This is a genomic window from Polaribacter sp., from assembly GCF_036480315.1.
Lineage (GTDB): Bacteria > Bacteroidota > Bacteroidia > Flavobacteriales > Flavobacteriaceae > Polaribacter.
On the sequence record NZ_JAZGGG010000005.1, the window covers coordinates 1 to 14,557 of the forward strand.

A 14,557-nucleotide genomic window follows, 5' to 3' on the forward strand; every position below is an offset into this window, starting at 1 on the left:
AGGTTTTAAGACTAGAATACTCTCAAAATTAACCTCATTAACAATTATTCAATTCATTAATAAGTTTACTTTTGATAGAAATATTAACAACTTAAAAATTAGTATTATTTAAATGCACAACGGGTTAAGTATTCTTTTATTAATATGTTTAATACAAAGTTGTAAAACGAAACATCCTTTAATTCCAATAAAAACAGATTTTGGGAAAGTGTCTTCATATGCAGGAACATGTGAAAAAGCACAAGGGTTTTGTTCTGGTCTTGGTGATTCAAATGGTACTATTCAGGGAATTGAAAAAGGTTTTCAAATGAAACTATCTAAAGAAAATCTTTCTAAAGAGTTTGTAGATAATTTAATGAATAAAAAGATATTTACAGTTGAAAAAGATTTTTATATTTCTGAAAAGCTTACAGATAGGCTCTTTGAAAAAGAAAAAGGAAAGAAGTATAAATTAAAAGTTAAAAAAGGAAAGTATCCTGTAAAAATTAAAAAAACAGAAAAAGGAACTGTTATAGTTATCCATTTTAAGCCTCCCTCAGATGTTTATCTTAACGGAAAATATATTGGAAAATATGAGTGGGTTATTATAATAGATTGATTAAAAAATAAAAAGTTCTAAAAAAGTTGTCTTTAATAAGGCAGCTTTTTTATTTTTACAAAATGAAAAAAATCGAGCACATAGGTATTGCTGTAAAAAATATTGAAGAATCGAACACATTATTTGCTTCACTTTTTGGTAAGCCACATTATAAAATGGAAGAAGTTCTTTCCGAAGGTGTAAAAACTTCTTTTTTTAAAGCTGGTCCTAATAAAATTGAATTACTTGAAGCCACAAACCCAGAAAGTCCTATTGCAAAATTTATAGAAAAAAAAGGAGAAGGAGTTCATCATATTGCTTTTGCTGTTAAAGATATTTATTCAGAAATCGAAAGATTACAAAAAGAAGGATTTACTGTTTTAAACACCACTCCAAAAAAAGGAGCTGACAATAAATTGGTTGCTTTTTTACATCCAAAGTCTACAAACGGAGTTCTAATTGAATTGTGCCAAGAAATAGAATAGTTAAAATACTGCTAACAGTTACTGTCAACTAGATACTAATTATTATCTTGCAGCGTTTTTAAAAGTAAAAATAGAATGTCATCAAAATTTGATTCTTATCAGAAACGACGCCTGCAATCTTCTTACATCTCTGTTGTAATTAGTATTGCATTGGTGCTTTTTATGGTTGGTATTTTAGGATTGGTTTTATTAAAATCTACGCTTGTAGCCAATCGCGTAAAAGAAAAAGTAGCTATTTCTTTATTCTTAAAAGATGAGGTTACTAAAAAACAAATAAATACTTTTAAAACTTCTTTGCAAGAAGAAGAATTTACAAAAAGAATTATTTATACTTCAAAAACACAAGCGGCAAAAAAATATAGTAAAGAAATTGGCGAAGATTTTTTACAATTTTTAGGAAAAAATCCACTAAAAAACGGAATCGACATTTATTTAAAAGCAAATTTTGTAACTCCAGAAAAAATACAAGAACTAGAAACTCGTTTTCTAAAAAATGCTTTTGTAGCAGATGTTTCTTATGACAAACCTTTAATAACATTATTAACCAAGAACATTAAAAGAATCAGTTTTTGGTTGTTGGTTGTAAGCAGTTTCTTTGGTTTAATGGCCATTATTTTAATTAATAGTTCTATTAGATTATCCGTTTATTCGAAGAGATTTAACATAAAAACCATGCAAATGGTTGGGGCAACAAAAAGTTTTATTAGAAGGCCATTTATTTGGAGAAGTATAAAACTAGGAATGATTGGTGCATTTTTAGCATTAATTGGTTTAGCATTTGTTATTTATTATGTCGATAAATATGCACCAAGTTTGGCATTAATTAAAGATTATGTAACCTTAAGTTATTTAGTTGGGGGTGTTGTTTTATCAGCATTTATAATTACTTGGTTTAGTACTTTTTTAGCCACACAACGTTTTTTAAATTTACAAACAGACGAACTTTATTACTAAAAATATGAAAGAACAAAATGCTGAAAAGCAAGAATTTTTATTTGGTAAAAAAAATTATACCATCATGATTGTTGGTATACTTGTAATTGCTCTAGGATTTATTTTTATGTCAGGTGGCGGTAGTGATAATCCTGAAGTTTTTAATGAAGATATTTATAATTGGCAACGAATTCGTTTAGCACCAACGTTAGTGATTATTGGTCTTGGAATAGAGATTTACGCTATTCTAGCAAGTCCTAAAAAATAAGATATGGATATTATTGAAGCAATTATTCTTGGAGTTATTCAAGGTTTAACAGAGTTTTTACCAGTTTCATCTAGCGGACATTTAGAATTAACAAAGGCAATTTTAGGCGATACTTCTGTGCCAGAAGAAAGCCTAGCTTTTACAGTAGTATTACATTTTGCAACAGCATTAAGTACGTTAGTTATTTTTAGAAATGAGGTTGCGGAACTTATTAAAGGTTTGTTTCAGTTTAAATGGAACGATGAATTAAAATTTTCATTAAAAATTATTCTTTCCATGTTTCCAGCAGTAATTGTTGGTTTACTTTTTGAAGAACAATTAGAATCTTTTTTTGGCGGAAAAATATTATTAGTTGGTTGCATGCTTTTACTTACAGCGTTATTGCTATTATTGGCAGATAGAGCTAAAAACACCAATAAAGAAGTTTCGTTTTCTAACGCAGTTTTAATAGGTATTTCTCAAGCAATTGCAATGTTGCCTGGTATTTCTAGATCTGGCGCAACAATTTCTACATCAGTTTTATTAGGTATAGATAGAACAAGAGCTGCAAAATTTTCTTTTTTAATGGTAGTTCCATTGATTTTTGGAAAAATAGGAAAAGATGTTTTAAGTGGAGATTTAAACTTTCAATCTTCAGACATGTTATCTATTTCTGTAGGTTTTATTGCCGCTTTTTTAGCAGGTTTATTAGCTTGTAAATGGATGATTGCTTTAGTAAAAAAGAGTAAACTTTCTTACTTCTCTTTATACTGTGCAATTGTAGGTTCAATTGCAATAGGTTATGCATTATTGAATTAATTCTGAAATAAATTCAGCATAAATGACAGAAGAAGATTACAAAAACGGACAAGTTTTATTGATTGATAAACCACTTACTTGGACCTCTTTTCAAGTAGTGAATAAATTACGTTGGGAAATAAAACAACGTTTCAATATAAAAAAAATTAAAGTTGGTCATGCTGGTACTTTAGATCCACTGGCTACAGGTTTATTAATTATCTGTACAGGAAAACAGACCAAACAAATAGATACTTATCAAGGGCAAATTAAAGAATATACAGGTACTTTTACAGTTGGCGGTACAACACCAAGTTATGATTTAGAAACAGAAATCGATCAAACTTTTCCTACAGAACATATTTCTGAAGAATTGTTGAAAGAAGCAACCAAACAATTTATTGGTGAAATTCAGCAAAAACCACCTATTTTTTCTGCAATTAAAAAAGATGGAAAACGATTGTATGAATTGGCAAGAAAAGGTGAAACTACAGAAATAAAAGCAAGAACTGTAACTGTTTTAGAATTTGAAATTACAAACATAAATCTACCAAATGTAGAATTTAGAATTGTTTGTAGTAAAGGAACTTACATTCGTTCAATAGCCTATGATTTTGGTCTAGCTTTAAATTCTGGCGCTCATTTATCAGCATTAAGAAGAACAAAAATTGGAGATTATTCTGTAGATAATGCAGCTTCTGTAGAAGGCTATATCGAAAATTTAAAAAAAGGATAACCTAAACTTTTATTGTTAACATTGGTTTTAAAGCACTTTTAGATAAGTTTTTGGTAACACTTGCTGAAAATAAGTGAGATAAACCACTTCTACCATGCGTACTTAATGCTATAATATCTGCATTTACATCTTTAGAAAAATTTAAAATCCCATTTTCTACAGAAGTGTCATTATATATATTTATAGAATGTTTTGGTAACTTATATTCTTTTATAAAATCCTTTACCTTCTCTTTTGCATCATGTGTACTTTCAAAATGAGAAGGTGTATTAACTTTTAATAAATGTACTTTACTCCCAAATTTATGAGCAAAATCTAAAAATTTACTAAATACTTCTTTATTGTCATTTTTAAAACTTGAAGCAAAAACTAAATTTTTTATTTTAAATTTTTTATCATCCTTTTTAACAACAATAACGGGGGTTTTTGAGGTTCTTACTACTTTTTCTGTGTTAGAACCAATTAAGATTTCTTCAAATTCAGAATGACCTTTTGAACCCATGATTATTAAATCTGCGTTAATTTTTTCTGCATATTTTTGAATTCCTTCAAATGGTGTATTCAGTTTTATAAAGTATTCTACGTGAATATCATCACTAAAGATCTTGTCTTTAAATTGTAGTACTTTTTCTCTAACTTTTCTTAAATATAACATGCTTTCTGGAATGCTAAACCTGCTTCCAGCTCCCATATCTATTACTCCTTTTGGAAGTTCTATCATGTGAATAAGGTAAACGGTGGCATTTGATTTTTTTGCAATTCTAGCTGCCATTTTTGAAGCGTATTCAGATGGTTTAGAAAAATCGATAGGAACTAGAATCTTCTTCATGAGTTAAAAGTTTAAAGTTAAAAAAGTAATATTTAAAGTTACAATTTTTTTTTGAATTAAACTCTGTTTGTTAAATCATAAAGATTTAGTATATTTGCACCGAAATTTATAGTAAATGAAGAAAGAAGGGGACTAAAAGTCCCCTATTTTTATCTTTTATTTTAAGGTGTAAAATGGATCAAACAAAAGTAAAAGATTTAATAGAAGAGGCTTTATCATTGAATGAATCATTGTATTTAGTAGATTTAGTTATTTCTGAAAACAATAAAATTCAAGTTACAGTAGATGGAGACAATGGTGTTCCTTTAAGCGAATGCATAAGAATTAGTAGAAGTGTAGATGGTAATTTTGATAGAGAAGTAGAAGATTTCTCATTAGAAGTTTCAACACCAGATATTTCTCATCCATTAAAACTGAAAAGACAATACGTTAAAAACATCAATAGAATACTAAAAGTAAAAACTGATACGGATAAGTTAGAAGGTACTTTAGTTGAAGCAGACGAAGATAAAATTGTTTTAAAATGGAAAGTAAGAGAGCCTAAACCAATTGGTAAAGGAAAAGTTACTGTAGAAAAAACAGCAACTATAGAGTATAAGGATATTAAAGAAGCAAAAGTGAAAATTGTATTTTAAGCAAAATATATAATGGAGAATATAGCGTTAATTGATTCGTTTTCAGAATTTAAAGATAATAAAAGTATAGACAGAGTAACATTAATGTCTATTTTAGAAGAGGTTTTTAGAGCTGCCTTAAAACGTAAATTTGGGTCTGATGATAATTTTGATATCATTATTAACCCAGATAAGGGAGATTTAGAGATTTGGAGAAATAGAATTGTTGTTGCGGATGGTTTTTCTGAAGATGATAATGAAGAAATAGAATTAGCGGAAGCAAGGTTAATTGAGCCAGATTTTGAAATTGGTGAAGATGTATCTGAAGAAGTAAAGTTAATCGATTTAGGAAGAAGAGCAATTTTGGCATTACGTCAAAATTTAATTTCTAAAATTTATGAACATGATAGTACAAACATCTTTAAGCAGTTTAAAGAACTAGAAGGAGAATTATATACTGCAGAAGTTCACCACATTCGTCATAATGCAATTATCCTGTTAGATGATGATGGAAATGAAATTGTATTACCTAAAAGTGAACAAATCCGTTCAGACTTCTTTAGAAAAGGAGATTCTGTTAAAGGTGTTATAAAAACAGTAGAATTAAGAGGAAACAAACCAGCGATTATCTTATCAAGAACATCGCCAACTTTCTTAAATAAATTGTTTGAACAAGAAATACCAGAAGTATTCGATGGTTTAATTACTGTTGAAGGTGTTGCTAGAATACCGGGTGAAAAAGCAAAAGTAGCGGTAGATTCTTATGATGATAGAATAGATCCTGTTGGAGCTTGTGTAGGTGTAAAAGGTTCAAGAATTCACGGTATTGTTCGTGAATTAGGAAATGAAAATATAGATGTTATTAACTATACCAAAAACGAACAATTATTCATTTCAAGAGCTTTAAGTCCTGCAAAAGTGACTTCAATGGAAATTGAAATGTATGAGGAAGAAAAAAATGGTAAGAAAGGACGAGTTAAAGTTCTTTTAAAACCAGAAGAAGTTTCTAAAGCAATTGGTAGAGGTGGTGTTAATATTCGTTTAGCAAGTGAGTTAACAGGTTACGAAATAGACGTTCAAAGAGAAGGTTTAGAAGAAGAAGATGTTGAGTTAACAGAATTTGTAGACGAAATTGAAGATTGGGTAATTACAGAATTCAAAAAGATTGGTTTAGATACTGCTAGAAGCGTATTGGAAACGAGTGTTGCAGAATTGGTGAAAAGAACTGATTTAGAAGAGGAAACAATTATGGATGTTCAAAGAGTTCTTAAAGAAGAATTCGAAGAATAATCAATATTTAAGAGTAAACGTAAAAAAGTATATTTTTACAAATTAAAGGCTAAAAAATAATATATGTCTGAAGGCAAAACAATGAGGCTTAATAAAGTTTTAAGAGAGTTAAACATTTCTCTTGATAGAGCAGTAGAGTATTTAGCAGATAAAGGTCACGAAATAGAATCTAGACCTACTACTAAAATTTCTGGTGATATCTATCAGGTTTTACAAGATGGCTTCCAAACAGATGCTAGCAAAAAAGCTGCGTCTAAAGAAGTTGGCGCGGAAAAACGTAAAGAAAAAGAAGCAATTCGTTTAGAGCTAGAGGCTAAATTAGAAAAGAAAAGAGCGGAAGAGGTTAAAAAAGAAGAAGTTCTAAAAGCCAAGGCAGAAAAATTAGAGTTTAAAACTGTTGGTAAGATAGATATAGACAATCTTAACAAAAAAGGAACTCCTAAAAAGGAAGAAGTAAAAACTGAAGCTCCTAAAGCAGAGGTTGTTGCAGAACCTAAAGTTGAAAAACCGGTTGAAGAAAAACCAGTTGTTGCTGAGGTAAAAGTTGAAGTTCCTAAAGTAGAGGAAGCTAAAATCGAGTCTCCTAAAGTAGAAAAGCCTAAAGCTCAAGGGCCAGTTTCTCAAATAGAGAAAGAAGCTTCTAGAGTTGATGAAAAATCTTCTACAAAAAAAGATGGTAATTCTAAAGCTACTGAAACTCCAGAAGAAGTTAATGTAGAGAATGCTGAAGCCATTAAAACACAGTATAAAAAGCTAGATGGACCTAATTTTACTGGTAAGAAAATTGATTTAAAACAATTTGAAAAACCAAAGAAAAAGAAACCTGAAGCTAAAAAAGACGCAAATTCAGATCCTAAAAAGAAACGTAAGCGTATAGTAACTAAAGCAACTGGAAATACAGGTGCAAATAGAGGAACTGCTGGAAACAGAGGTCCAGGAAGTAGAGGTCCAGGTAATAATAGACCAGGTTTTAGAGGTGGAAGAGGAAACACAAGACCAGCAGCAGTTAAAAAAGAAGAACCAACAGAAGCAGATATCCAGAAGCAAGTTAGAGAAACTCTCGAGAAACTTCAAGGAAAATCTTCAAGAGGAAAAGGAGCAAAATACCGTAGAAATAAAAGAGATGCTCATAGAGAACACACAGAAGCTGAACTTGAAGCGCAAGCATTAGGTAGTAAAATATTAAAAGTAACAGAATTTGTTACAGTAAGTGAAGTTGCTACAATGATGGAGGTTCCTGTAACTAATATTATTTCTGCATGTATGTCTTTAGGGATGATGGTAACAATGAATCAGCGTTTAGATGCAGAAACATTAGTTATTGTTGCAGAAGAATTTAATCATAAAGTTGAGTTTATCGGTGCGGAAGTAGAGGAGTCTATTGAAGAAATAATCGACAAGCCAGAAGATTTAGAAACTCGTGCGCCAATTGTTACGGTAATGGGTCACGTAGATCATGGTAAAACATCTTTATTAGATTATATTAGAAAAGCAAATGTAATTGAAGGCGAAAGTGGAGGAATCACACAACATATTGGTGCGTATTCTGTTAAAGTAGGTGATCAAAAAATAGCATTTTTAGATACACCAGGTCACGAGGCCTTTACAGCAATGCGTGCACGTGGTGCTCAAGTAACGGATTTAGTTATTATTGTAGCTGCAGCAGATGATGATGTAATGCCACAAACAAAAGAAGCAATTTCTCATGCACAAGCTGCAGGAGTTCCAATTATATTTGCAATTAATAAAATTGATAAGCCAAACGCGAATCCAGATAATGTAAAAACACAACTTTCTTCAATGAATTTATTGATAGAAGAATGGGGTGGTACTATTCAGTCTCAAGATATATCAGCAAAAACTGGTCAAGGAGTTGAAGAGTTATTAGAAAAAGTTTTATTAGAAGCAGAAATTTTAGAATTAAAAGCTAATCCTAATAGAAATGCAGTTGGTACAGTTGTAGAAGCATTATTAGATAAAGGAAGAGGTTATGTATCTACAATAATGGTACAAACTGGAACTTTAAAAATTGGTGATTATATTCTTGCAGGAAAAAATAGTGGTAAAGTAAGAGCTATGTTTGATGAGCAAGGAAACAACTTAAAAGTTGCTGGCCCATCAACACCTGTATCTATTTTAGGTTTAGACGGCGCGCCACAGGCAGGTGATAAATTTAATGTATTTGATGATGAACGTGAAGCAAAACAAATTGCATCTAAACGATCACAATTACAACGTGAGCAATCTGTAAGAACTCAAAAAACATTAACGTTAGATGAAATCGGACGTAGAATTGCTTTAGGAGACTTTAAAGAATTAAATATTATTCTTAAAGGTGATGTTGATGGTTCTGTTGAAGCATTAACAAATTCATTCCAAAAATTATCTACAGAAGAAATTCAAGTTAATATTTTACATAAAGGTGTTGGAGCCATTACAGAAAGTGATGTGTTATTAGCAACAGCTTCAGATGCAATTATTGTAGGGTTTAATGTACGTCCGCAGGGAAATGCTAGAACTATAGCAGATAAAGAAGAAGTAGATATTAGAACTTATTCTATTATTTATGATGCAATAAATGACTTAAAAGACGCCATGGAAGGAATGTTATCTCCGGAAATGAAAGAAGAAGTTATTGGTAATGTAGAAGTTAGAGAAATTTATAAGATTTCTAAAGTTGGTAACATTGCAGGTTGTATGGTAATGTCTGGTAAGATTCAAAGAGATTCTCAAATTAGAATTATTAGAGACGGAATTGTAGTTCACGATGGAACTTTAACAGCGTTAAAACGTTTTAAAGACGATGTAAGAGAAGTTACAAAAGGCTTTGATTGTGGTGTTCAAATTAAAAATTTCAATGATATTTTAGAAGGCGATGTAATTGAAGCTTATAAAGAAGTAGCAGTAAAAAAGAAGTTGAAATAAACTGATTATTATATAAAGTAAAAGCCGAAATTCGTAAGAATTTCGGCTTTTTTTATTTTGCAACCCTTCAGGTAAATCGAATATTTTCACTTATTATTTCCCCATAGGTATTACAATAATTCCAGAAAATTTTTCTTTAAATTTTAATACAGCCTTGTCTGCATCTAATTTTGTTTTATAATTCCCAACCTGTACTTTCCAATAAGGTTGGTTATATTCTAATGAATTATAAACTCCAGGAAACTGAAATCTAAATTTATTTCTTAGGCTTCTTGCTTTAGTTTCATTTCCGTAATAAATCTGAATTTTATAACCAAAACCAATTTCTTTATTGTAAGCTCGCTTTTTTGTAATTAAATCTTTTACTTGTTTGCTACTATTTGTGCTATTTTGAGCCGAAAAGGTCTGTATTCCATAAAATGAAGAAGCTAAAAAAGTGACTAAAAGGAGTTTATTTTTCATATTAAATTTATTTTTACAAAAATAACGACTTGTAATAGAATAAATTGAATAACATTGCTATTTAGAATTATTATAAATTAAATTTAACAGTCTTTTAGCTTTTCAAATTTTAGCAATAAGTAGTACTTTTGTCAAACTGTTCTAAAAATCTGTTTTTTTGGACGAATTTATACACATTACTAAAATAATAGTTTGTAAATATGAAAAGTGTAGCACTACACAATAGACTAACAACGGTACTTCTTAAGAGTTTTACGTTACTTCTATTTTTTGCATTTAGCTTATCGTCTTATTCTCAAGACATAGATGAAGCACGTCAGAAAGAAGGAAAAAAATTGTTTAAATCTTTATGTGCTTCTTGTCATAAGCTAGATAAGAAACTAATAGGTCCTGCTATAGGAGGAATTGAAGATCGAAGAGAAAATGCTTGGTTACAGGCTTGGATTAAAAACAATGCAGAATTAAGAGCTTCTGGAGATAGAGATGCAATCGAAATCTTTGATGAGTATAAAGGTTCTAATATGACTGCTTTTCCTCAGTTGACAGATCAAAATGTAAACGACATTTTGTATTATACAACTGTTGGAGAAATTAAAAAAGTAGCAGATAATGCAAGTCAAGGTTCTCTTGATGCTCCTTCAAGTGGAGCTCCAGGGTGGTTGATTTATTTATTAGCATCTGCAATAATTGTTGCCTTTTTAATGATTGCAAGTTTATTGAAACAAGTAAACGAATTAAAAGGAAATACTGCTCCTGGTGAAACTTCTAATCTTAAAAGGGATTTGCAAGAACTTTGGTCTGGTATGGCAAATAATACTTTCTTAAAAGTATTGTCAACAATATTTTTACTTTTAATAGGTGCATATCTAGTATTTGGTACTTTATTTAAAATAGGTGTTGATGAGGGATATATGCCACTTCAAGAAATTGCTTTTTCTCATAAAATACATGCAGGAGATAATAAGATAGATTGTCAATATTGTCATTCATCTGCTAAACACAGTAAAACATCAGGTATACCATCTGCAAATGTTTGTATGAATTGTCATAAAAATATTTCTGAAGTAGCTGAAGATACAAAAGTAGAATGGGATGGTTTAACTTATGGGAAGCCTGAGTTAGATAAAGAAATTGCTAAAGTATACGATGCTGTTGGTTGGGATGCTGAAACTCTAGAATATACTGGTGTAACAAAACCTATTAAATGGGTAAGAGTTCATAATTTACCAGATTTTGTATATTTCAATCACTCACAACACGTAACTGTTGCGGGTTTAAAATGTCAGAAATGTCATGGACCAGTTGAGGAAATGGATGAAATGCGTCAGTATTCTCCATTAACAATGGGTTGGTGTATCGATTGTCATAAGGATACTAAAGTGGATTTAAAAGGTAATGAGTATTACAAAAAAATTCATGAAGAATTGGCAAAGAAATTCAATGTTGAGCAAGTTACAATTGCACAATTAGGAGGAAAAGAATGTGGTAAGTGTCACTACTAATTCAAAAAAATTAAAAATTAGAAGATTAAGAAATAGTATTATTTTAGAATCTTTCAATCATTAAATAAAAAGTATAAATGGCTTCAAACAAAAAATACTGGCAAAGTGTTGAGGAACTTAAAGGAAGTTCTATTGTTGAAACGTTAGGTAAAAATGAATTTGTAGAAGAGATTCCTACAGATGATTTTTTAGGTGATAAAGAGACATTAGAAAATTCTTCTACTTCACGTAGAGATTTCTTGAAATATGTTGGTTTCACAACTGCTGCAGCTTCTTTAGCTGCCTGTGAAGGTCCAGTAAGAAAGGCTATTCCTTATGTTGTAAAACCAGATGACGTTACTATTGGTGTAGCAGATTGGTATGCAACTGCTATGGCAGATGGTTACGATTTTGCAAACGTGTTGGTAAAAACTCGTGAAGGTCGTCCAATTCAAATAATGCCAAATAAAGAAGCAAACGGAACAACAAGCGCAAGAGTACAAGCTGCTGTTCTTTCTTTATATGATGAAAAACTACGTTTAAAAGAACCTACTAAAGGAGGTGAAACAATTTCTTGGGCAAATGCAGATAAAGAAATTGGTGCTAAATTAAACGAATTAAAAGAAGCAAATAAACCTGTTGTGTTATTAACAGGTACAATGGCAAGCCCATCAATAGATAAGATTGTTGAAGAATTTGTAACTGCAAACCCAAATGTAAAACATGTGGTATATGATGCGGTTTCAGAATCTGGTGCTGCTGATGCTTTTATGGCAATGTATGGTAAACGTGCATTACCAAATTACCATTTACAAAATGCAGAAACAATTATTTCTTTTGGAGCAGATTTTTTAGGAGATTTTCACGGAGGACTTGAAAAAGCATTTATTGATGGTAGAAGACCAGAAAACGGTAAAATGTCTTACCATGTTCAGTTTGAAAGTAATATGTCTTTAACTGGAGCAAATTCTGATAAACGTGTGGTTTTAAAGCCATCTGATCAAGTATTTGCTTTATTAAATTTATATAATGCTATTACAGGACAAGGTGTTACTTCTAAAGTAACTCCAGTAGATGCAGATGTTAAAGCAGCTGCGAAAGCTTTGAAAAAAGCAGGATCTAAAGGTGTTGTCTTAACAGGATTAAATGATAAAAATGCACAGTTAATTACATTAGCAATTAACAAAGTATTAAAAAGTGAAATTATTGATACAAACAACACATTAAATATCCGTCAAGGAAATGATGCAGAAGTTGCTCAATTAGTTTCTGATATGAAAGCAGGTAAAGTTGCAGGATTAATTTCTTACAATGTAGATCCTATTTATTCATTATCAAATTCTTCAGATTTTTCTGAAGGATTAAAAAAATTAGAATTATCAGTTGCATTATCAACAGAAAATAATGAGACGGTAAACGCTTCTAATTTTGCATTACCAACTCCACACTTTTTAGAATCTTGGGGAGATACTCAATTCGATTCAGTAACTTATGGTTTAATGCAGCCAACAATTCAACCATTATTTAATACACGTCAAGTTCAAGACACGTTATTAGGTTGGTCTGGAAATTCAACAAAATATTACGATTATTTAAAAGCCTTTGCTACTTCTAATGTTTTAGGAGGTAGTTCTTGGAATACAGCGTTACACAATGGTTTCTTTAAAAAAGATTTACCATTTAGTATTATTGAAGAGTTTGAATCTAATTCAACAGTCTCTACAGCTGCTAGTTCATTATCAAGTTCTGCAAAAAAAGCTTCAGGTTTTGAATTAAACTTATATACTAAAACAGGTTTAGGAGACGGTAAACAAGCAAACAATCCTTGGTTACAAGAATTTCCTGATCCAATTACTAGAGCTTCTTGGGATAATTACTTAACAATGTCTATGGCAGATGCTAGAGAGTTAGGTTTTTCTAATCCTGTAAAAGATAACGGTGCTATTGATGGTGATTATGCCAAAGTATCTGTTAATGGAAAAGAAGTTGTTGTTCCAGTAATGGTTCAACCAGGGCAAGCAAATGGTTCTGTAGGTTTAGCATTAGGTTTTGGTAAAACTTTCGGATTAAATAAAGAAATGCAAGTTGGTGTTAATGCTTACACATTATATGCTAACGGAAACAACATACAATACGGAGTTGCAATAGAAAAAGTATCAGGGACACATCAATTTGCTTGTACACAAGTACAAAAAACAATTGCTGGTCGTCATGATATTTTAAAAGTTGCTTCTTTAAAAGAATATAATACAGTTGCTCCAAAGGACAAAAAGAATGGTTGGAATAGACCTTCAATGGTTTCTTACGATCATCAAGAAGTAGAAGCAAATACTATTGATTTATGGGATGAACATAACAGAGAAGTTGGTCATCACTTTAATTTATCAATAGATTTAACATCCTGTACAGGATGTGGTGCTTGTGTTGTTGCATGTCATGCAGAGAACAATGTACCAGTAGTCGGTAAAAAAGAAGTTAGAGTTGGTAGAGATATGCACTGGTTGCGTATCGATAGATATTATTCTTCTGAAGTTGAAACTAGAGAAGATGCAAAAGAATTAGGATTAAGTAGAGCAGATACTTATAGAGCTTTAGAAACTGAAGCAGAAAATCCTGAAGTTACTTTTCAACCAATGATGTGTCAGCATTGTAATCATGCTCCTTGTGAGACTGTTTGTCCAGTAGCAGCAACGTCGCATGGTCGTCAAGGTCAAAATCAAATGGCATATAACAGATGTGTTGGTACAAGATATTGTGCAAACAATTGCCCATATAGAGTTCGTCGTTTTAACTGGTTTAGTTATTCAGATAATAATGAGTTCGACTTTAATATGAACAACCAATACGGTAAAATGGTGTTAAACCCAGATGTTGTAGTTCGTTCTAGAGGAGTTATGGAGAAATGTTCTATGTGTATTCAAATGACACAAGCAACAATTCTAAAAGCTAAAAAAGAAGGAAGAGCTGTTAATACAGATGAGTTTGAAACAGCTTGTTCATCTGCATGTACTACAGGAGCTATGGTTTTTGGAGATGTGAATAACAAGAAAGATAAAGTAGCTGCATTAGCAGAAGATAAAAGAGCTTATAACGTGTTAGATTATTTACAGACGAAACCGAATGTGATTTATCAAGTTAAAGTTAAGAATACAAACGAAGCGTAATTAAAAATTAAGATAT

At 30.9% G+C, this 14,557-nt stretch carries 13 protein-coding genes and 1 pseudogene; 12 read left to right on the plus strand and 2 right to left on the minus strand.

The window, feature by feature from the left end:
• The 7 genes and pseudogenes from V3V28_RS00990 to truB all read left to right on the plus strand — a co-directional run.
• A pseudogene (locus V3V28_RS00990) lies at positions 1 to 112 on the plus strand (IS982 family transposase); the annotation flags it as partial.
• On the plus strand, positions 113 to 598 hold the full coding sequence (locus V3V28_RS00995; RefSeq protein WP_331363154.1) for a hypothetical protein: 486 nt from the start codon (positions 113 to 115) through the stop codon (positions 596 to 598). It abuts the pseudogene before it with no gap.
• Between the two features lie 62 nt (positions 599 to 660).
• Complete coding sequence (mce, locus tag V3V28_RS01000) at positions 661 to 1,062, plus strand: methylmalonyl-CoA epimerase (protein ID WP_331363155.1); 402 nt, start codon at positions 661 to 663, stop codon at positions 1,060 to 1,062.
• Positions 1,063 to 1,137: 75 nt separating this feature from the next.
• Complete coding sequence (locus V3V28_RS01005; RefSeq protein ID WP_331363156.1) at positions 1,138 to 2,016, plus strand: cell division protein FtsX; 879 nt, start codon at positions 1,138 to 1,140, stop codon at positions 2,014 to 2,016.
• A 4-nt stretch (positions 2,017 to 2,020) separates the two neighbouring features.
• Entirely contained in the window at positions 2,021 to 2,263 is a 243-nt protein-coding gene (locus tag V3V28_RS01010) for a DUF3098 domain-containing protein (protein WP_331363157.1), read from the plus strand.
• A gap of 3 nt (positions 2,264 to 2,266) precedes the next feature.
• Positions 2,267 to 3,061 (plus strand): undecaprenyl-diphosphate phosphatase, encoded by a 795-nt coding sequence (locus V3V28_RS01015; RefSeq protein WP_331363158.1) that lies wholly within the window; start codon positions 2,267 to 2,269, stop codon positions 3,059 to 3,061.
• 22 nt (positions 3,062 to 3,083) lie between these two features.
• Positions 3,084 to 3,776: a tRNA pseudouridine(55) synthase TruB gene (gene truB, locus V3V28_RS01020; RefSeq protein ID WP_331363159.1), complete on the plus strand. Its 693-nt coding sequence runs from the start codon at positions 3,084 to 3,086 to the stop codon at positions 3,774 to 3,776.
• Position 3,777: 1 nt separating this feature from the next.
• On the opposite strand, the gene V3V28_RS01025 is transcribed toward truB, so the two are convergent.
• Positions 3,778 to 4,605, minus strand: coding sequence for a universal stress protein (locus tag V3V28_RS01025; RefSeq protein WP_331363160.1), 828 nt, complete (start codon positions 4,603 to 4,605; stop codon positions 3,778 to 3,780).
• A gap of 173 nt (positions 4,606 to 4,778) precedes the next feature.
• On the opposite strand from V3V28_RS01025, the gene rimP reads away from it, so the two are divergent.
• From rimP to infB, 3 genes are all read left to right on the plus strand, one after another.
• Positions 4,779 to 5,240, plus strand: coding sequence for a ribosome assembly cofactor RimP (gene rimP / locus V3V28_RS01030; RefSeq protein WP_331363161.1), 462 nt, complete (start codon positions 4,779 to 4,781; stop codon positions 5,238 to 5,240).
• A gap of 12 nt (positions 5,241 to 5,252) precedes the next feature.
• A complete protein-coding gene (gene nusA / locus V3V28_RS01035; RefSeq protein WP_331363162.1) occupies positions 5,253 to 6,509 on the plus strand; it encodes a transcription termination factor NusA in 1,257 nt (418 codons plus the stop codon).
• Between the two features lie 63 nt (positions 6,510 to 6,572).
• Positions 6,573 to 9,434 carry a translation initiation factor IF-2 gene (gene infB, locus V3V28_RS01040; RefSeq protein WP_331363163.1) on the plus strand — a complete coding sequence of 954 codons (2,862 nt, stop codon included), beginning with the start codon at positions 6,573 to 6,575 and terminating at the stop codon, positions 9,432 to 9,434.
• 93 nt (positions 9,435 to 9,527) lie between these two features.
• Here infB and V3V28_RS01045 read toward each other — a convergent pair whose 3' ends face one another.
• Positions 9,528 to 9,896: an SPOR domain-containing protein gene (locus tag V3V28_RS01045; protein WP_331363164.1), complete on the minus strand. Its 369-nt coding sequence runs from the start codon at positions 9,894 to 9,896 to the stop codon at positions 9,528 to 9,530.
• 200 nt (positions 9,897 to 10,096) lie between these two features.
• Here V3V28_RS01045 and V3V28_RS01050 point away from each other — a divergent pair, with 200 nt between their 5' ends.
• Positions 10,097 to 11,398 (plus strand): c-type cytochrome, encoded by a 1,302-nt coding sequence (locus tag V3V28_RS01050; protein ID WP_331363165.1) that lies wholly within the window; start codon positions 10,097 to 10,099, stop codon positions 11,396 to 11,398.
• Between the two features lie 77 nt (positions 11,399 to 11,475).
• Positions 11,476 to 14,541 carry a TAT-variant-translocated molybdopterin oxidoreductase gene (locus V3V28_RS01055; RefSeq protein WP_331363166.1) on the plus strand — a complete coding sequence of 1,022 codons (3,066 nt, stop codon included), beginning with the start codon at positions 11,476 to 11,478 and terminating at the stop codon, positions 14,539 to 14,541.
• Positions 14,542 to 14,557: the final 16 nt, after the last annotated feature.

Excerpts from the sequence above, each read along its gene's own strand:
- V3V28_RS00995 (WP_331363154.1), top strand. The coding sequence starts at position 113 with ATGCACAACGGGTTAAGTATTCTTTTATTAATATGTTTAATACAAAGT.
- mce (WP_331363155.1), top strand. The coding sequence starts at position 661 with ATGAAAAAAATCGAGCACATAGGTATTGCTGTAAAAAATATTGAAGAA.
- V3V28_RS01005 (WP_331363156.1), top strand. The coding sequence starts at position 1,138 with ATGTCATCAAAATTTGATTCTTATCAGAAACGACGCCTGCAATCTTCT.
- V3V28_RS01010 (WP_331363157.1), top strand. The coding sequence starts at position 2,021 with ATGAAAGAACAAAATGCTGAAAAGCAAGAATTTTTATTTGGTAAAAAA.
- V3V28_RS01015 (WP_331363158.1), top strand. The coding sequence starts at position 2,267 with ATGGATATTATTGAAGCAATTATTCTTGGAGTTATTCAAGGTTTAACA.
- truB (WP_331363159.1), top strand. The coding sequence starts at position 3,084 with ATGACAGAAGAAGATTACAAAAACGGACAAGTTTTATTGATTGATAAA.
- V3V28_RS01025 (WP_331363160.1), bottom strand. The coding sequence starts at position 4,605 with ATGAAGAAGATTCTAGTTCCTATCGATTTTTCTAAACCATCTGAATAC.
- rimP (WP_331363161.1), top strand. The coding sequence starts at position 4,779 with ATGGATCAAACAAAAGTAAAAGATTTAATAGAAGAGGCTTTATCATTG.
- nusA (WP_331363162.1), top strand. The coding sequence starts at position 5,253 with ATGGAGAATATAGCGTTAATTGATTCGTTTTCAGAATTTAAAGATAAT.
- infB (WP_331363163.1), top strand. The coding sequence starts at position 6,573 with ATGTCTGAAGGCAAAACAATGAGGCTTAATAAAGTTTTAAGAGAGTTA.
- V3V28_RS01045 (WP_331363164.1), bottom strand. The coding sequence starts at position 9,896 with ATGAAAAATAAACTCCTTTTAGTCACTTTTTTAGCTTCTTCATTTTAT.
- V3V28_RS01050 (WP_331363165.1), top strand. The coding sequence starts at position 10,097 with ATGAAAAGTGTAGCACTACACAATAGACTAACAACGGTACTTCTTAAG.
- V3V28_RS01055 (WP_331363166.1), top strand. The coding sequence starts at position 11,476 with ATGGCTTCAAACAAAAAATACTGGCAAAGTGTTGAGGAACTTAAAGGA.